The following is a 17,697-nucleotide window of genomic DNA, read 5'->3' as shown; positions in this document are numbered from 1 at the left end:
TTGAATTGATATTATTTAAGTGAGGTAGTAGCTATTTGGAAATGAAAGTAAATATTAACCCCGCTATCATTGTTATAGCCATTGTTCCCATAATTCCCAATACCCATTTAAGCATTTCTGAAAGAGACATTAAATTCTTTTCTACATTATCTATTTTGGCAGTAAGTTCATTTTTAACACTATCTATTTTTATATTTAAATTCTTTTCTACAGTATCTATCTTAATGTCTAAATTAGATATATCCTTTTGTAAATTCTTCTCTACATTATCAATTTTAGTGTTAAGTTCACTTTTGACATTATCTATTTTAGCGTCTAAATTATCTATTTTTATATTTAAATTCTTTTCTATGGTATCTATCTTTGCATCTAAATTAGATATATCCTTTTGCAAATTCTTTTCTGCAGTATCTATCTTAAAAATAAGATTGTCGAATTTAATATCAAATTGTTTTTCTAAATTTTCTAAATCTCTATATGTAAGCTCATTGTGATAATATCTTTTAGATAAATCTTGTGCTATTAGTTGTTCCATGCCCAGTCTAAGAAATTCTTTATATATTTGTTCTTGACTTACACCAGCAATATTTGTTGACACTGTTTCCATAAAATTTTCCTTTATAGTCATATTATACACTATTTTAGATTGATTGGCTTTAGAGATTTTTATATGTAAAGTAGAATTTCTTGCAAGAAAAACCTTTTTGTAATTTACATTTTTAATTGGGAATACTAGTTTTAAATTTTTTTACTGTAGAGGGTTTTAAAAAATAGGATTATAAAAACCGTAGATTATTTTTTCTTTTCTTTGTATAGTACAACAAAGCTAAAAGCCGCTAAATGGTTTAGCGATTTAACTTCAAGAATATTTTCGGCTCCTATTTGGTTAATAAAATTAACCAATCCTATTCCCAAAACTTCAATTGGATGTTTGTTTGTATCTTCTTTTTTTACAGAAAAGTTAAAGTAAGACTCGCCAGGACCTTTAAAGCCAATTATTAAAGTTTTAACTTTAATAATTTCATCTTTTTGAATTTCATATGAAATTAAATTACTAATACTGATAATAAACATAAATAATATTAATAAATTAATTTTTTGCATATTGTGCTCCTTAATAAATAGTATATTGGTAATCTTATATCCTTATTAAGAATTTATCCCAAAATATAAAATGCTTTTAAATACAATAGAAATAAACGATTTTAAGATTATAAAAGAGAATTTCTTGCAAGAAAAACCTTTTTGTAATTTACATTTTTAATTGGGAATATTGATTATATACTTTTTCCGCTATTGGTTTTGTTTGTTTAATGTACTCTAAATATATCTTAATATTATGTTTTACTGCGGTTATGGAGTGTTCGTCTTTTAGTGTTGATAAGTCTGGATAAGGATATTCTGGATAATTTGGGTCATTAACTTTAACTTTTGTTTTAGCTAAAAATGTTACAAGATACATAACATACTCTGAAAGTTGTGTTTCATATTTAGCTAAAGAGTTTAGTGTTTGAATAAGTGGAGGTTTTGGTTCTTCTGGTAGGCTAGCAATAGTAGTACAACATAACAACAAAACAATTAGTAGAGAATGCAATTTTTTAAGCATTTTCACTCCTTTTAAGCATTTTGATGTATTCTTTCATAATTTTGTTACGTGTTGCTTTAAGTGAAGTAATAATTTTTTTATTTTTGTCGGCAGAGATAGCCTCTATTATCTCAATATTGTATTTTAAAATATCTTTTATTTCTTCAAATATTTTCATTGACTCAGCTGTTTCCATAGATTTTAGTGTGCTTATATATGTTTTGTAGAAAAAATCTATTACTTTACTAAAAGTATTAATGTAATTATGATCTATGTTTGTATCAGTTTTAGCTATGTTAGTTAAGCTGGATAGTAAATTAAGCCCTAAACCAATAGTGTTATTTTGCATTATTTGTTTTTTCCTTATAGATAGGTTTTCCTTCTTGATTGAATTTCAGATCATTAGATATTTTGAGATTTTTTTCATCAGAATTAACCAAATCAATAACCGTATTGATTTTTTCATTTAATGGAGCGAGTGCCACATTTATTGCTGGAGTTAATGCACTCTCAAGTCTTTCCATATTTGCTGTATAGATTAATTTATAATGAGAATACAGCTCATAAACCAAAAAGAATCCTTTATGTGCAATTTCATCAAATTCGTCTTCAAATTTAGAAAATATATCAATAAGGGTTGATAAAGACGAAAGTCCAAGCTCAACATTATCTTTAGATAATTTCATAATTTAATCTCTTTTTTTAATGTGATTTTTGCCATTACCATTGCCATTCTTAAAAATCTTGCCTATTACAATAGTCAATATGTCTTTTAATAAAGGCTTAAGAAGAATTAACACTCCTAAAACTAGTACTGTTACAAAAATCATTACGGCTATAAGTTTAATTTCGTTTAAATTGATAAGAAGTTCTGTTAATTTAATAGTATCCATTTTTTAATCCTTCATTTTAATTTTTTTAGTTTTATACGTATATTATATACCAAAACCTTAATTTTTGCTAAAAAAGTTTACAGTTTTAAAAGAACCGGGATGGGATTCCCTGAAGAGGAGGCTCTTTTTTGGACATACCATCCTTTATACAAAGGAATGCTAAAAGTTATTCTTCTAGTACTAGAACTATCACGTGAATAAATCGTGTTTTTTTCATTTTCATCGGAATACCTTAAACTCAATGTTTTACTTTTACCAAAGGATTCTACATCAACTTGGAAATCAAGATAAATGGGGTTATCATCATTATATTTGTAAAAAATGAGAGTTACATCATTATAGTCCTCCAGATCAATGATTACACGGTGATTTTGGTATTCATTAGGATAAATTGTGGTACCACTAGTAAAACTATAAGAACTCCGAAAATCCGATGGTACACCAATCAATTGTTTTGGAACGGGTGTTTTTTGAATAGTGCTTGATGACATTATCAAAAGATCATCACTTCTAGATAAAGTGGCTGATGATATGCTATTTGTAAGGCGAGATTTAATTTTACTAAAAAGATTTGAAAGTTTATCAGAATCATTGCCAATTAGTTTGTCAACTATTAAATCGTAAATGCTTTTTACAAAATCTTTATCAGCTGCAAGTTCAGTAGCGATTGTAGACTTAATTATCTCTTTAAAATAGCCCAGCTCTTCGCCTTTAAATGTTTGGTGATTAACGGTTTTTAAGAAGTTTTTAAAGGTGATAGCATTGCTGCTTGCACCTCCATCATCAAGAAGTAAAAGATCAGTATTGTTAACGGTCGTAACCTTATTTAAATCTTTAATTTGAACTGTTTCTTCTTCATCAATTAGTAATTTTTCTTGATCATCAGCCATAAAGCCTCCTTAGTTGTTAAAAGTTATAATATTGTTGCCATCTTTATTATTAATTTTTAGAACTCTACCAATAGGAATAATTCTCTTTATAAAAGCATAAATTGAATGATCATAGCCCTTAGGAAGCGAATTAAATACTAAAGCCTTTTTAGATGCAGCATATCCCGGTTTCTTTTCTCTAATTAGAATCTTTTTAAGTCGTTTTCCTTTCTTAGTACTAGGGGAAATAAATGTAGTAAAGTTTGTTTTTATTACCCCTTTTAAAGAGATATCAATAACCCCAGCTTCAGGAGTAGTAACTTCAATGTCCACATTTAAAAAGGCCTTGAAAATCAGTCTAAACGACTCATCAGTACCAATATGACGTAAAGCAAAAATAACACTATTAATATTGCTTGTAATACTTTGTAAAGTTTGAGTTTTTGCATAAAAGATAGATAAAACTTGAGATATCCATATTGCAATATATCTTGATTTTATATTTTCTATTACATTAATGGATATGAAGTTGGAATTAAGAGATTTGAGTTCATTAAGCAATGCTTGTGCGTATTCTGTTTATGTGCGTATAAATTTATGAATTTCGGTATTTTTGAAAAAATTAGGTATTTTCATGTTTGTTAACTATCAATGTCAATGAGCAATCTATCTGTAGTATTGAAAAGTAGCATTGTATCATCATTAATAGCGATATCTTTATTTGTTTGAAAGTCGCTATCAGTAATTTTTGAAATACTTTCAGTATCTGTATCTTTAATACAAGCACTTATTTCCATAAACTTAATTCCTTTAACTTCATTAACTGGAGCAAAAAAGTCTTGATATTCAAAGCTAATTCCCATATCAGAATAGTTATTTGAAATAATCCTAGAATATATGTCCCTAATTTGAGAGTCTATGTTTAAGTAGAGATAGTTTTTAAGGTCAAGTTTATACTTTACTTTCATATAAACATATTTTCTTTTCCCTAGCGATATTTTGTAGGATTTAAGTTGTCCAGTTGAATTGAGTCCATCAATTTCTATATCTCCTTCAAGTAAAGTCCCACTAGGCGTTGTTAGATATAATGTTTCCCAGAGTTTTGCTTTAAATTCGGGGTTGTTAATATTAGCTTTACTGGCGTCTAGTAAATCTTCTTTTAGAATTAGGTATATATTGGCTTTTCCAGCTGAACTTTTAATATTAGTATGCTCTACCCCATTAAGATTAAGTAAAGCGTTTCTAACAGCACTGTAAGTTGTGCTTTTAGAAGAAATGTGTTCTTCAATAGCAGCCCAATAAGTACCACCCGGTTTCATTTTAGAAAAAAAGAGATTAAGCTCATTAATTATTTCTTCTTCAATTAATGCTAAAGAAGATGCAATAATGTTGTAAATCGAGCTATTACTATCATCAATGTTAATTCCATAATTTATTCGCAAGTATTCTCTTTTGGCTCGTAATATATCCTTAATTGTACGCTTTAGAATGCCAAAATCAGAATCAAAAACAATACTCATAAATTAAACTCCATATTCAAAACATCGCCTGAGAAAAAAAAGGATATATGCACTTTGTTGTCTTGAATAATAGTAGAAATGTTTATTAAATCTAAGTTAAGTTCTTTAGATATTTCGTGAAAATAATTTTTTACAGCGTGAAGATTATTAATTTTTAACAGTTTTAAAAGTAAGAAGTAGTCCAGCCCCCAATTAGGAGCATAGCTTAAACTCCCCCTTAAGGTTTTTAAAAATATAAACAATTTTTGCTTTTGTTCTTCAATTCCATCAACAAGTGATAAATCATTATTAAATACTAATTCAAAATTATTGCCTAATCTTAAATCCATACTAGTAATTATACCATATTTAGCAAAAATTACTTGAACAAACTGTTAATATCAGAATTAATTTTAGTGGTTGCTATTTTTAGACTGACTGGTTCAATTACTGGGCCTTCTTTTGTGGTTACGACTTTTATACCCTCAATAGCACTTACAATGCTCTTTAGAATTGATTTTAAGGATGTTATTTCATTAGCTATTTCAATTTTATTGTTTGCTTTAATTTTAACAGTATCAGAGATTAGATTTAAAGTCTTTGGGCTAATTGCACCAAGTATATAAAAATGATGTTTGTCAAAGTGAATATCGTTATTTGTATCAAAAATATTAACGCTTGATTGAAGTAGTAATACGGTATCACCTTTTGATAGTTCTAAACTGATATTAGAGATATTTTTTGTGTGAATTTCTAAATCTTCAAATTCGGGTATTGTAACAATAGCTTCTTGAGTTTGTTGTTTAAAATCCTTTACAGTGCCAATTTTAATTATAAAAATGTTTGAATAAATCCAATTTTTAACGTCCTCTTGTGCTAAAGCATGTCCATAAAGACGCTGGTTCATTCTGTAAATTTTATAGTCTTTAGTCATTTTAATCCCCTTTACTTTATACATTTAATCAGAATCATCAGAATCATCCTTTAATTTAAGTATTAATGAACACTCTCCTGCGTTGCTAAGTCTTGCACTTGTTTCTTTTATGGTGGTTTTTATCATTTTTCCTAGTCCATCAATAAATGAAACTTTATCGCCAATTTTTAGTTTATGTGTATAAAATGTTTGTGCGTTCCAATATACACGTCTTATATGGTATTCACCTTCAATAGCAATTTCTTGTTGTGGAATGAATTCAAGTCCATAATCTTCTAAAGCTTTGTAATTTTCATCTGCTTCAATTGTTCTATCATTAGTAAATATAAAATTACATTCAACATCAAAGCTGTCACCACCAACATCAGCTATTACGTCATGAATATATATTCCTTTTATTTTATCAACAAATTCTTTTGGTGTTGTGGCATAAATATCTTTGTCAATAATTTTAAGACGATCTTCTTTGTCCATATTAATAATATTGCGATTAGGAAATACAGATTCTATTGCCTCTTGCACCGTTTTTCCCTTGAAGTTTTTGTTCTCTAATTTTCGATCAAAGAAGTTGCTACTAACTGCTAACCTAACGTCAAGCTCAACACTAAAATCACCACTAGGATAATCAGTGCTCATAGGAGTCCCTAAATACCCCGACATTATGAAATCAAAATTTTTTTCATGAGCAAATTTCTTATAATATATTTTTACTATATCTCCTACCTCAATGTCGTTGGTGAAGTCTAAAGGCAAATTCCAAAGTACAATTTTTGTTCGTTTAGATTTTACAAAATTATAATTTGAAAATTCATTAGATATGGTAATATCAATATGAATTCCATGTTGCGTATTTATTATAATTTTAGGAGTTTCTTCAATTAAAGAATCTTCAGAGCTTGTATCCTTTTCTAAGGATTGTTTTGCTTTATAAAATTCAATTTTAAAATCATATTGTAGTAACAGCATTAATTATCCTTTATATTTTTCCAATTCAAATGTTTTTACTATTTCCATTGATAGACTAACTTCAACCTCATCAATGAAAGGAATATCCTTAAACGAAAGACTTGTAATTACGGCTAATTCTTTTAGGCCAAAAGTTGGGCTGTAAATACTAAAGGGAACTTGAGCTTGTATTCTATTTGCTAGTTGTTCTTTTGCAAGATGAGCGTCAAAACGTAGCATAGTATTGCCAAAAACAGTCATTTTGAGTAGAGAAAGCATATCTTTATATAAGGATGTAAGTATCCCGCCGTTTAAAGAGATGTTTTCACCAGTCATTACTGGATTGTAGCTTACATATTCTGCTTTTCTATCATAATAGTTGATAACTGGTCTTTTAGAACAACTGGTATTGTAAGTGCGTGTTATGAGTTCGGTTTTTGGTTTTATAAAAAACAATTGAGGAACATATCCAAAACCTTTTAAATCCATTCTAGGAAATAACACTAAGAAATTATCTGCTCCGAAAAGGGCAAATATTTGGGTTATTACATCTCTTATTATTCGAGTAATCTCCCTGATTTCTTTCCTTTCAATATCCTTGATTTTTTCTTCGAATTTTTTCTTTTCAAGATTATTATTGATAATATTTTCATTGTTAATATCCATAGAATTTCCTTTTTATCTGAAATTTACTGAATCATCGCCCCCGGTGTTATTGTTATTATTTCCAAAAAGTGTAGTATTTATCCATTCATATGCGGAGTTATAAGCATTACTAACGGTATTATATGCTGAGCTGCCAATGTTTTTTATTCCGTCAAAAGCACCACTTATACCACTTTTTATGGCATCAACGACATCCTTTATGATTTTTTTAAAATCAAAATTCATAATCTTATCAAGAATACCAGAAATTTTACCAATTACTGGCATCAAAACATCACTAGTTACGTTTTCAAGAGTTTGCTCTATTTTAGCCAAATCACTTTTAGCTTTAGAAACTTTGTCGGAATGACCCATTATCTTTAAAGATGATATATCTTTTATTAAATCTGCAATTATCTCTGGCCTTAGCTTTTTTTTCCCTCCCTCTTTAGTTAATAGTTCTAACTTGTTTTTCATAGCTTCTAGATATTTTTCTCCAAATTTGTCGATAGGTTTCAATATATTAAAAGCTTCAGTTAGTTCCCCTTTAAGTATTTTTGAAACAACTTCAACAGCACTTTCGTTATCACCAACAAGCCCCGTGCTTCTAAACATAGCTGCTAGTTTTGTTGCATTTAATACATTTTCTCCTTCTTTATCATTAAGTTTTAATTCTCTGATGTGGCCTTTAAGCACACTGGCTATTCGCAGAAAGTCTTCTTGTTCTAATTTCCGCTCAAATCCTTTCATTCCCTTAATAGCACCCAAAATATTTTTACGTTCTTTGTCACTGTAAAACACGTTGTTAAGTTGTTTTAGTTGTTCTTCTTTAGATTTATTTTCAACTGCTTTTTTAGCAAATCCATACATAAATCCAATAAGCCCGCCACCAACTTTACTTACAGCGTTGCCAATGACATTTCCTAAAGCACTGCCTATTGCAATTTTGGCAACAAGTCCTTTTCCTTGAGAGGCTGCTAAAATTTTACTTTTTGCTTTTGATTCTTTTGCAAGTTCTTTATACTCAAGACGCCTTTTATCTCTATCAGACATTAAAGATCTTTTAAAGGCTTCTTTTCTTGCTTTCTCAAACCCCATGCCCTGTTTCATAAGCTTTTTAGTTTGTGTAAGTCTATATTTCTCAACACGCTCTCTTAAGCTTTCAAATTTAGATTGTCTGTTAAGTTCTTTTTTCTTGTCCGACAAATTATTTTTTACAATATCTTTAGTACTCCCCAAACTAGATTTTTTAGGTTTAAGATATTTTTCCATTTTGGAAATATCTTGTTCGATAGCCTTTTTTGTTGCAGCATGATCAAGAATGCCCTTAAATTTAATGGTGAATTTGTCGCTCACTAAACCCTCACTTGCCTAGAATTAATTCATACAATTCTTTTTCTAATTTAATATCAGCAAGTCTATTGACTTCTAAAAGCTCGTCATAAGGCAATTTCTTTACATTGTCGTACGAGCAAATATTCATAATTACTGGAAAATAATATTTGTCGTTCTTTATCTCGTCAAGCAAGTTAAAATATTTTTTTCTAGTCTCATTAAGACTTGCAATGGCTTTATCAATATCTCTATTTCTTTTGTTCATTTAGCAACCAGCTCATTGGAATTTGATGTACTTGATGAAAGCGAAGTGGCTACTTTTTCATATTCAAAATTTTCATTGATATAGTCAAAAGTAACAAAATCACCGACATTATTTTCATACTCACTCAAATATACTAAAGCGGGGTTTTTTAGATCATTGTCTAAATGAAAAGTATTAAATTGTGCAGTGTAAATTATTGCAACAAGATAGTCTTTATAATAAGAAATAAATTCTCTATTTTGATCCAAAATCAGATAGAATTCATCTAAAAATTTTGGACTTATCATTAAACTTGTGATTTCTCTTAAATATTTAACCTCATTAAGCTTTAAAACAGCGTCACTTTGATTAAATCCCAGTACTCTATCCCATTCATAGACCGGAAGCACTCTAAGTGGATATTCATAAGTTTTGTTTTTAGTTAAAATTTTCATTTTATATCTCATTATCATAATGACTTTCCTTTTAAGTGTTGTTTGGTTTAGATTTTTGGCAATTAATAGCCCTAATTTCAAAAGATACTTTTTCGGCCTCAGCAGAATAACTTCTTGAAGGCTCTTCAGTAAAAATTGCATAGTTAGAAATAATTTTAGTAGCAATTCTATCATTGAATGCTAAATCAAGCATTTTATCCTCTTTTCTTACATCCATGTTGTAAAACTGTTCATCAGAAAGTTCAGTTAACAATCTATAGTCATGACTACCTAGCGTCACTTCAATGTTGAAAACATAAGTTATCGTTTTGGGATCTCTTAAACTTATTACAGGCATACCTTTATCTTCACTGCTAATCACTGCTCTTGTTGTGGGTTCGCTTGTAAGCTCTAGTTTGCCACTATGTAGCTGTGTACCACCAATTGAAAAATAAACTTCTCTTAAATCATAAAATTGCATTTTTATACCCCCTTTTAAGCGCTTAAACTATTTTGATAATCAACAATATCTTGAGTAGTAATTACTAAAGCAACAGCATTAATGCTAAAGTTATAAGTAATATTCACACTAAGTTCTAATTTAAGTTGTGGTGTAGGAGAAAGAGTAAGTCTTAAATTTTTATACTCTATTATTAGTCCTCTATCTACAAACCGTTTGAGCAGGCACTCAATTGCTGAAGTATATGCATTGTCTCTAGCTCCACTAAGCTGTAGTGCAGATAATTTGCTGTTTTGTCTATTATTTTTGTTCCAAATTCTGATAAGCTCAATAATTGCTTCATTTTTTATGTAATGATAAGTGAAAAGCTCATCTATTGAACTTCCAGCAAGATCAACACCTTCTTTAAAAGCAGGCATACCATCAAGACCAGTTTCATTAAGAAGTGAATAAAAGTTAATTTTTGCAGTTCGTAACTTTCCAATTACAGTGTCATCAACAAGCGGTGTAGCAGCCAGTGGCATACCATAAGGATTAACAGTGTGAAAAATGCTTGCTTGATGTAAATATTGACTTATAAATTTAAGGTGTAAATTGTCTTTATTATTGCTGTAAATAGCAATATTTCTTTCTTTTTCAGTATTGCCTTTATCTTTAAATAGTTCTTTTATTTCTTGTTCTTTAGTTGAGAATACAAAAAAAGTTGAAGGCATTTTGAATTTATTATAGTCATCTTTGTAAATTTTAAGTCCATCATCCGATGCATCCCCTTCAGTGTTGATAAGTACAACAAAAGTGTGCCTATGTATTTTAAGATAATTTTTTAGCTCTTCAGGCTTATCCTTATAAATGAAAAGATCGGTTGATTTTAATGATTCTTCGCTTGAATTGAAAAAATTTGACATTGCAGTTTTTAACATTGTTTTTTCTTTTCCAAACTGATCTTGTCCATTTCCATTGTCTTTTTCCAAAGTTTCAATTTGTTTTTCATAATTATTAACGGTTAAATTCAATGTTATAAAGTTGGCGGCATCTTTATTAACTTTGATTTTAGCTGTTTTGTAAACCAAAAGTGGATTGTAATAATTGGGCCTGCTAGTCTGAATCCTAGAATCAAGCAAACTTACACTAATTGTATCTTGCGGCAATTTTGTATTCCTCCTTTAAAATTTCAATTGCTTTTACACTAGCATTGAATGCTACAGATGCACTGTACGCATGGTTGCTATATTTTGTGCCTAAATTAATAAGCCCAACTGTTTGCATGTTAGATATTGGATAAATGTAAAGGTTAATTTTTCTAATATATTCGGGTTGAGACTGACTTTCTAAAGTATACTTATGGACTTTATTGTGTAGAAAGTTGCTAAGCATACTATAAAGCACTAACATACGTGAATTAGCGTCAAAATCTTGAGCGTTTAACACTATCGCAATAATATATATTTGAAAATTTATACTAAATTCCAAAGCATTTTCATAAAATGCACCGGCTCTAGAATTATGATCAAATAGATGTTCTGTACCATCAAATTTCAATGCTATTATATTTGAGCTAGCAGCTGTGATTTTTGAAAGGTACGGGTGATTGTAAGTATTTATGATATCGCACTCAAAATTATTTTCAGTTGCATAAGCCTTAAAACCCTTAAATATTTGGGTTAAATGATTTAATACCATATCTAAAGTTAAAATCATTCAAGTGTTACCTTATAAGTAATCTCTGATAACATTTTGGCTGTATCAACAAGTGGAATTGCTACAGTGTTACTGCCTCTTTTATGCTTGCTTTTAATTGTATTAGCCTTTAAGGCTGGAGTGACTTGTGCTGATAATAGATAATTTTCATAGTACCTTATAAAAGCTTGTCCAATAGCCTCCATTCCCGATTTAGGGTCAAGATTAAACTTAGAATTTATATAACTATTATTAATATATTCTCTAAACTCAGAACTATTAGCAATTTTGGTTAAATGTTTTCTTGCTGGTAAATTGCTGCTCCCTTTTTCATGCATTCTAGCAATTCCTGCACGACCACCAAACCACCCAATTTCCAATTCCATTTTAAATTCTAGCCTGTCCATATAAATTCCTTTAAAACCAAAGTAAAATATCCGATTGAAGAGTCAATACTAAATATTTCAAAGTAAACTAAATCTGCAATTGATATTCGGTCTTTAAGCTCAAAGTTAAGGTCTTGATATGTGTAAAGTTTAGAATACCCTTGAATATCAGACATATCAGAATCATAAAGCATTGCAAGTTCTTGTGGCCTTATGTCAATAATAACTCCTGCAAATTCAGTGTACTTATTTTTATCAAATACTCGCTGATAAGAGGAGTCATTCTCAAGCTTTACAACAGTGCCTTTATAAAACTTTAGAGGTTTAGGATCCTTAAATACGTTGATCATACGGAAAGACATATCTGAAAGTCTTTTTCTAACACCATTCATTAGACAACCCCCACACAAGATGGCGTTGAAGTTTCTCTTTTTAGTTTTTCTAAAAATGCATCGAGTTGTGAACAAAAATTCTTATTTGATCCACAACCCCCCTCACCACCTTCTTCGCTCCCACTACTGCTAGGATAATAATCAAGTTCAAGTTCATTGAATTTTTCTTTTTTGATCCTATCAAATTCAAATTCTCGAACAACGCCCTGTTTTCTTAATTGACAACCCATGTGGTAGAAAGTAAGTAAAAATATTTGTTCATATGTCAGTGAACTAGCATCAATACCACGTGTTACTAGAATAGCTTGAAGTAGGGATAAATGAAGTAGAAAATTTTGCTTGCTTAGTGCAAATTGGTCTATCCCTAATAGCAATAACACTTCTGAATGGAGTTTTGTTACTAAAAGTTCTTCTTCTCCCTCGGCTTGTGCTTGTAAGTTTCCTTGTTCACTCATTTTCACTTACCTTATACTTTTAACTTTGCTTGATGTTAACTTGCAAAATAGTTTTTCTAGTAGCAAGTAGACCGCCCAAAACAAAATCAATGTATGAATGAGCAATATCAGTTGAGTCTTTGTCAACTTGTTCATTTGGTGTAGGTAGCATATACTTGCTAGGTTTGAATTTAATAAGTTCTGAATTTAGTGGATAAATGAGTATTTTATGTTTTAGCAAGTTTGAAGTCTCAATATAAACATCTTCTCTATTATTAATAGCCTTAATAGTTTGAATCAAAACATCTTCCCATTTTTCACTGCTACTTGCTACACCCTGTGCTGCTGCGTATGGTTTTACAAGTTTAAGTGAAGTTGCGGGATCAACTATTACCATCATAGGTGTGGAAAATTCGTCTCCTAGTTCTAACTTTGAAAGTCCAGCTTCAATCTTTTCAAAGATTTTATCCATTTTATCTTTATCACCACTAGCAACTTCTTCTTTTATCTGCTCCGGCATATTAAGTAGTCCATACATATTCGGAAGTAGACGTTTTTGATTTTTCCCATCTTTTTGAATCGAAACAGTACCTGTTAGTACAAAGTGATTGATAAGCTTAATAATTTCACTACTTGCAAGCTTATAAGCTTGTGCAAAAGGAAGTAAATTATTATTAATGTCCCCAATATATGAGTCTGAAGTATAAAATTTCTCAGAAGCTTGTTTTAAATGTCTGAATTTATACTGTAATTTTAAATAATTAAGTCTTACCACCTCAGAACTAAAACCAATAGTTGAGATAGTATTAACCTCATTGGCAATTGTTGTAGGATTAGCATTTAGAAACGCGTCCCATTTTACGGTTTTTTGATATCCCATTTGTAGATCAACATCTTCAATTTGATCCGGCGAAAACCATTTATACATAATAGGATCTTTAACTTCTCCTATGATATTTGCCACGGCTTTTGCATAATAATTTTCATCAAATAATTCCATATTAAATCCTCCTAAATATTATTAATTTCTACTCATAGCTTTATTTCCAAATACAGCTACTTTTACTAAATAAACTTCATTGCTAATTTGCTTTGCATCAGATAATGCTGTTGCATTAATAGTTGCTTTATTTGGTGCTCCAGTAACCTTTTCAAGAGCGCCGTCTTTATTAAAAACAAGTTTGTCTTTTGTTTTAACCGTAGCGTCTTTTGCTACTAAGTAGCCCTCAAAATTATTTGTAATTGGTACAATAGTAGCTGTTTTACTAAATTCATCTATATCAATACAGATTCCATACAAGTCTTCACCACCACCAGCCTCAACATGTGGTTCATAATGATTTTGATTATCTTGCGCCTCTTGAATAACTCTTTTCACTCCACGCTTGTATGGATACCCCAAAAATGGATGATTTTCTAATTTATCAAACCTACTAGTTCTAGTGCCTCCAGAAGCAAAAAATTGTACGTTTTTGTCTCTAAATTCATTAGAATTGCTAAGCAAACTAGCGTCATGTTGGGGATTTTTCATAAACTTTTCGAGTTTACTTCTCTTCTCTTGATACTCTTTTACTAATTGCGTTGTATCTCCCATTTATTTACCTCCTTTTATTCGCTTAAGATTTAACCGCCATCAGGAATTACTATTTTCTCAAGGCTTCTATTGCCAAAAATTGCAACTTTTATCAAATTAATAGAATACTCTTGCCTAGGATATCTAGCTTGGTCTTGTGCCATATAATTCTCAGGCACAAAATTGATTGTAAATGAATCAGATAAAGCATATATGTTAATTGCGGTTGGTGGCCCACCTCCAGCCTTGATAATAACCCCATTATTATTAATGTCTAATATTTCTCCTATTTTTATGCTTGGATTTCTTGTAACAAGATACCCCTCAAAGTTATTCGTAATTGGCAATACATACGCGGTACAACTAAACTCACATACATCTACACATATCCCATACATATCAGTATCAGCTCCAACTTCTACATATATAGAGTTCTCTTTTGGAACAAGTTTAACCCCACGCTTGTATGGAAAACTATTTGCTGGATCGTAAAGGTATTCTTCTATTTTGTCTGTATAGCTTGAACATGAAAATGAATATGCATCAACTCGCTCATTCTTAGATTTAAAACAGCTACTTGAACTGCTAAAAACCTTATTTTCAATTGAGCTCATAGATTTTACATATTTCTTGAATTTCAAAAGAATATCATCGAGTTCGTCAATTGACTCCAAATATGGGTCTTTTGCTTGTGCATCCTCAGCTTGTCTTGCTTGCCGTTTAGCCCTAGGAGCAACGGAAACCTGTGCCTCTAAACCTAACTGCAGGTTATCAACAGCGTCAAGATTTTCAACTTGCTCGTTACCTTTTAAAGCCATAATTTAATTACCCTTTAATCGCTCTATTCCCAAATACACTGGCAAGCACTATAAATAAATCTTCTGTCAATTTATGTGCTTTTGATAGTGCTATTGCATTGACGGTTTTTTGACCCCCAGTGGCCTTTTCAAGTTCTCCATGTTGGTTAAAGTTCAGTTTATCTCCTGGATTTACACTATTTTGTCCATCTTTCTTTAGTGTTAAATATCCAGTAAAGTTATTTGTAATTGGTATAACAGTTGCCATACCGCTAAATTCATCTATATCGGAGCACACTCCATATAAATCATCTCCACCACCAGCCTCAACTTCTAGCTCTGTTGTTCCATCACCAAAACTAAGTTTTACTCCTCGCTTATACGGATACCCTTTAACGGGGTAATTTTCTATTTTGTCCTTACTGCTAGTAGACACTCCACCAGAATTAGAAAAAATTAGATTTTGGTCTCTAAAATCAATAGAATTACTAAGCAGCCCCGCGTCTTGTTGGGGATTTTTCATTAATGCTTTAATTTCTGCAACTTTTTTATCAAACTCTTGTTTGATTTTCGTTATATCACGCATTAAAAACTCCTTTAAGCAATACTTGTTCTTTTATGTCTTTTTAGATTTTCATAAAATTGAATTCGTCTTTGCTTGTATGTATTACTTATTGCTTGTACAAATTCTGTAAAATTAATTGGCACAAAATTAGAATCAAGTAAACTTGCTCTTTCTTCTGATTTGGCAACAATATTGCCCTTAATAGCGTCAACAGAAGAAGAATTGCTACTCGCATTTTTTCTTAATTTAATGTTCACTTTTGCTAAAGAAACAAGCTGTTCTAATATCTCCCCATCGATATGACTTATATCTGACACTTTAGCAATAGCTTTAATTTGCTCAATTGGAACAAACTTGCGAACAAGTTCTCTACGTTGTGCTTGCATAATGTCTTTCAGTGTGTATCCCTTTGCAAGTAACACTTCCTTATTGAAATGGTTGCTAAGATGTGCTTTTGCAAGTGTATCAATTTCATTAATTCGCTCAGCCTCTAGTAACAATTGCTTTTCAACACGCTCCCGCTCTTCAACTTCTGCAAGTTCTTTTGTTATTCGCTCATTTATACTTAAATCTCGACTTGTCTCTTTGGATTTACTGGTTGCTTGTTCTTTAAAGCGCAGGTACTCTTCAAATTCCTGCGCACTGATAACTTTAGTATCAGCCTTAATTTGCTGCTCTTCTTTATCTTGTGCCTGCAAGTCTTCTTTTTCTTCTTTCTCAATCACTTTTTAACTCCTTTTCTCAAAATGAGAATAATTTTTCTTTTAAAATCGCTAGCTCCTCATTATTAAATGCACTACTCTGTATAAGCTGGTTATATTTGCTGTAAAGCTCAATTAGCTTTATATCTCTTTCCACTTTTTGTTCTTCACTTAACATAATCAGCGAATTAAACTTCATATCAAGCCCGAAATACTTTTTAAGCTTTAAGTTACAAGAGTTCTCAACTTGTTCTTGTACGCCTTTTAGAAAATCGTAATAATTACTCCTATCACCTTTACCATCATTTCCTAGTCCTTTAGCCTGTTCATTAAAACTTCTAGTTAAGGGTTCTTTAGTATCAGCACCAATCTTTGCCTTAATCAACGCTAAAGCCTCCTTTAAGTAGCTAAGATCGTATTTAATAACCTCTAAACTAGCACTGGGAGTAGCCGTATAAAACATTCCCTCATTATTTAGATTGCTTTTAAGCCTAGATAGCTCATGTGCTAATGAATCATTAAGGTTTCGTAAATTAGAAACATCTTTATTATGATTGTTTGTATTTTGTTTTCTCAAAAAAGAAGATAAAATGCCACTTCCCCTATCATTATTGCTCTGAGTAAGTGCACTTAAAGAAGTTGTTGCACTAGAAAGTGCGTCTTGTAGTTGTACTAAAGATTCATCTTTGTAAAACAAGAAATTGTGGTTTTCAATACGTCTTTCTATTTCAACGTATATCTTTTCAAATAAATAAATATCTAGCAAAAAGCTTTCTGTATAACAAGGAACATATCTTTTTAAGATATAATCAAAGTTTTCATATATAATAAGTCGACTTTTATGTATTTTAACTGCATCTAAAGAATTGTTCTTATTGTTGGATTTTACTTTATAGGTTATATGATCAAAATCAACTCCCAAATCTCTTACATATTCATAATCAAGGTATTCAAAACCAATAGGTAATTCTATATTAACGGGTTGTTCGAGATCTATTAGGGTATCTTTGGTTTTTACTAAAACATAGCCAATACCATGAAAACGGTAGCTTATAATACAATTAAGCAGAGCATTCTTAAGCTGTACCTTTAACCTAGCAAGTTCAACATCGCTAACATTGTGGTCAGTGCTCTCAAGAACAAGCCCGTTCTTGAGACAATCTTCTGCTACATTTTCTATATAATTTCTAAAAAATATTGAATATTTATATAGTTCTAGTGAACTTATTTTATCTATTAATTTTGTTTTTCTTAAATCACACACCGTTTTACTTCTCTTTATTAAATTAGATGTATGATAGCAAAAACTAATATTTTTGTCAATAAAAT

Annotated in this window: 27 protein-coding genes and 1 pseudogene; all 28 read right to left on the bottom strand. The window is 30.5% G+C overall.

Features of this window, described 5'->3' with window-relative positions:
• Nucleotides 1-31 precede the first annotated feature (31 nt).
• The 28 genes and pseudogenes from bdr to BBIDN127_RS04570 all read right to left on the bottom strand — a co-directional run bounded on the left by bdr (nt 32) and on the right by BBIDN127_RS04570 (nt 17,632).
• Nucleotides 32-628, bottom strand: coding sequence for a Bdr family repetitive protein (gene bdr / locus BBIDN127_RS04705; RefSeq protein WP_071984118.1), 597 nt, complete (start codon nt 626-628; stop codon nt 32-34).
• 164 nt (nt 629-792) lie between these two features.
• Nucleotides 793-1,104, bottom strand: coding sequence for a hypothetical protein (locus BBIDN127_RS04700; RefSeq protein WP_014017687.1), 312 nt, complete (start codon nt 1,102-1,104; stop codon nt 793-795).
• Between the two features lie 148 nt (nt 1,105-1,252).
• The gene (locus tag BBIDN127_RS04695; protein WP_014017502.1) at nt 1,253-1,606 is read right to left on the bottom strand and encodes a BBA14 family lipoprotein; all 354 of its coding nucleotides are present in this window, start codon (nt 1,604-1,606) and stop codon (nt 1,253-1,255) included.
• On the bottom strand, nt 1,599-1,934 hold the full coding sequence (locus tag BBIDN127_RS04690) for a BlyB family putative holin accessory protein (RefSeq protein ID WP_014017461.1): 336 nt from the start codon (nt 1,932-1,934) through the stop codon (nt 1,599-1,601). The genes BBIDN127_RS04695 and BBIDN127_RS04690 overlap by 8 nt, the downstream gene beginning before the upstream one ends.
• Nucleotides 1,924-2,271: a BlyB family putative holin accessory protein gene (locus BBIDN127_RS04685; protein WP_014017686.1), complete on the bottom strand. Its 348-nt coding sequence runs from the start codon at nt 2,269-2,271 to the stop codon at nt 1,924-1,926. The genes BBIDN127_RS04690 and BBIDN127_RS04685 overlap by 11 nt, the downstream gene beginning before the upstream one ends.
• Before the next feature lie 3 nt (nt 2,272-2,274).
• On the bottom strand, nt 2,275-2,478 hold the full coding sequence (gene blyA / locus BBIDN127_RS04680; RefSeq protein WP_002658481.1) for a holin BlyA: 204 nt from the start codon (nt 2,476-2,478) through the stop codon (nt 2,275-2,277).
• A gap of 77 nt (nt 2,479-2,555) precedes the next feature.
• Entirely contained in the window at nt 2,556-3,368 is an 813-nt protein-coding gene (locus BBIDN127_RS04675) for a DUF685 domain-containing protein (RefSeq protein WP_014017685.1), read from the bottom strand.
• A 9-nt stretch (nt 3,369-3,377) separates the two neighbouring features.
• Nucleotides 3,378-3,983, bottom strand: a pseudogene (locus BBIDN127_RS04670) (DUF735 family protein).
• A 5-nt stretch (nt 3,984-3,988) separates the two neighbouring features.
• Nucleotides 3,989-4,867 (bottom strand): DUF276 domain-containing protein, encoded by an 879-nt coding sequence (locus tag BBIDN127_RS04665; protein WP_012664996.1) that lies wholly within the window; start codon nt 4,865-4,867, stop codon nt 3,989-3,991.
• Nucleotides 4,864-5,196: a DUF2634 domain-containing protein gene (locus BBIDN127_RS04660; RefSeq protein ID WP_012665001.1), complete on the bottom strand. Its 333-nt coding sequence runs from the start codon at nt 5,194-5,196 to the stop codon at nt 4,864-4,866. The genes BBIDN127_RS04665 and BBIDN127_RS04660 overlap by 4 nt, the downstream gene beginning before the upstream one ends.
• Nucleotides 5,197-5,225: 29 nt before the next feature.
• Nucleotides 5,226-5,780: a DUF777 family protein gene (locus BBIDN127_RS04655; RefSeq protein WP_014017683.1), complete on the bottom strand. Its 555-nt coding sequence runs from the start codon at nt 5,778-5,780 to the stop codon at nt 5,226-5,228.
• A 24-nt stretch (nt 5,781-5,804) separates the two neighbouring features.
• The gene (locus BBIDN127_RS04650) at nt 5,805-6,746 is read right to left on the bottom strand and encodes a DUF693 family protein (RefSeq protein WP_014017682.1); all 942 of its coding nucleotides are present in this window, start codon (nt 6,744-6,746) and stop codon (nt 5,805-5,807) included.
• Between the two features lie 3 nt (nt 6,747-6,749).
• Nucleotides 6,750-7,391, bottom strand: a complete 642-nt coding sequence (locus tag BBIDN127_RS04645) for a DUF792 family protein (protein ID WP_014017681.1) — start codon at nt 7,389-7,391, stop codon at nt 6,750-6,752.
• A 12-nt stretch (nt 7,392-7,403) separates the two neighbouring features.
• Nucleotides 7,404-8,726 carry a DUF759 family protein gene (locus tag BBIDN127_RS04640; protein WP_014017680.1) on the bottom strand — a complete coding sequence of 441 codons (1,323 nt, stop codon included), beginning with the start codon at nt 8,724-8,726 and terminating at the stop codon, nt 7,404-7,406.
• A 7-nt stretch (nt 8,727-8,733) separates the two neighbouring features.
• Entirely contained in the window at nt 8,734-8,970 is a 237-nt protein-coding gene (locus BBIDN127_RS04635; protein ID WP_014017679.1) for a DUF1322 family protein, read from the bottom strand.
• Nucleotides 8,967-9,422 carry a DUF1473 family protein gene (locus tag BBIDN127_RS04630; RefSeq protein WP_014017678.1) on the bottom strand — a complete coding sequence of 152 codons (456 nt, stop codon included), beginning with the start codon at nt 9,420-9,422 and terminating at the stop codon, nt 8,967-8,969. Before BBIDN127_RS04630 ends, BBIDN127_RS04635 begins: the two co-directional genes overlap by 4 nt.
• A gap of 13 nt (nt 9,423-9,435) precedes the next feature.
• Nucleotides 9,436-9,864: a DUF1463 domain-containing protein gene (locus BBIDN127_RS04625; protein WP_012665023.1), complete on the bottom strand. Its 429-nt coding sequence runs from the start codon at nt 9,862-9,864 to the stop codon at nt 9,436-9,438.
• Between the two features lie 14 nt (nt 9,865-9,878).
• The gene (locus tag BBIDN127_RS04620) at nt 9,879-10,991 is read right to left on the bottom strand and encodes a DUF787 family protein (protein WP_014017677.1); all 1,113 of its coding nucleotides are present in this window, start codon (nt 10,989-10,991) and stop codon (nt 9,879-9,881) included.
• Nucleotides 10,972-11,541: a DUF764 family protein gene (locus BBIDN127_RS04615; protein WP_014017676.1), complete on the bottom strand. Its 570-nt coding sequence runs from the start codon at nt 11,539-11,541 to the stop codon at nt 10,972-10,974. The genes BBIDN127_RS04620 and BBIDN127_RS04615 overlap by 20 nt, the downstream gene beginning before the upstream one ends.
• Nucleotides 11,538-11,927 (bottom strand): hypothetical protein, encoded by a 390-nt coding sequence (locus tag BBIDN127_RS04610; protein ID WP_014017675.1) that lies wholly within the window; start codon nt 11,925-11,927, stop codon nt 11,538-11,540. Before BBIDN127_RS04610 ends, BBIDN127_RS04615 begins: the two co-directional genes overlap by 4 nt.
• The gene (locus BBIDN127_RS04605; protein ID WP_014017674.1) at nt 11,915-12,298 is read right to left on the bottom strand and encodes a DUF1506 family protein; all 384 of its coding nucleotides are present in this window, start codon (nt 12,296-12,298) and stop codon (nt 11,915-11,917) included. Before BBIDN127_RS04605 ends, BBIDN127_RS04610 begins: the two co-directional genes overlap by 13 nt.
• Nucleotides 12,298-12,753, bottom strand: a complete 456-nt coding sequence (locus BBIDN127_RS04600) for a DUF3890 domain-containing protein (RefSeq protein ID WP_012665013.1) — start codon at nt 12,751-12,753, stop codon at nt 12,298-12,300. Before BBIDN127_RS04600 ends, BBIDN127_RS04605 begins: the two co-directional genes overlap by 1 nt.
• Before the next feature lie 19 nt (nt 12,754-12,772).
• Entirely contained in the window at nt 12,773-13,732 is a 960-nt protein-coding gene (locus BBIDN127_RS04595; protein WP_014017487.1) for a hypothetical protein, read from the bottom strand.
• Between the two features lie 21 nt (nt 13,733-13,753).
• The gene (locus tag BBIDN127_RS04590; protein WP_014017443.1) at nt 13,754-14,326 is read right to left on the bottom strand and encodes a DUF228 domain-containing protein; all 573 of its coding nucleotides are present in this window, start codon (nt 14,324-14,326) and stop codon (nt 13,754-13,756) included.
• 29 nt (nt 14,327-14,355) lie between these two features.
• Nucleotides 14,356-15,123 (bottom strand): DUF228 domain-containing protein, encoded by a 768-nt coding sequence (locus tag BBIDN127_RS04585; protein ID WP_014017486.1) that lies wholly within the window; start codon nt 15,121-15,123, stop codon nt 14,356-14,358.
• A gap of 7 nt (nt 15,124-15,130) precedes the next feature.
• Nucleotides 15,131-15,688, bottom strand: a complete 558-nt coding sequence (locus BBIDN127_RS04580; RefSeq protein ID WP_014017485.1) for a DUF228 domain-containing protein — start codon at nt 15,686-15,688, stop codon at nt 15,131-15,133.
• A gap of 11 nt (nt 15,689-15,699) precedes the next feature.
• On the bottom strand, nt 15,700-16,392 hold the full coding sequence (locus BBIDN127_RS04575) for a DUF1357 family protein (protein WP_014017673.1): 693 nt from the start codon (nt 16,390-16,392) through the stop codon (nt 15,700-15,702).
• 16 nt (nt 16,393-16,408) lie between these two features.
• Nucleotides 16,409-17,632 carry a phage portal protein gene (locus tag BBIDN127_RS04570; protein WP_014017672.1) on the bottom strand — a complete coding sequence of 408 codons (1,224 nt, stop codon included), beginning with the start codon at nt 17,630-17,632 and terminating at the stop codon, nt 16,409-16,411.
• Nucleotides 17,633-17,697 lie beyond the last annotated feature (65 nt).

The organism is Borreliella bissettiae DN127, from assembly GCF_000222305.1.
GTDB classification, from domain to species: domain Bacteria; phylum Spirochaetota; class Spirochaetia; order Borreliales; family Borreliaceae; genus Borreliella; species Borreliella carolinensis.
Note: the sequence above shows the minus strand (reverse complement) of the source record. Positions and strands in the feature narration are given on the sequence as shown.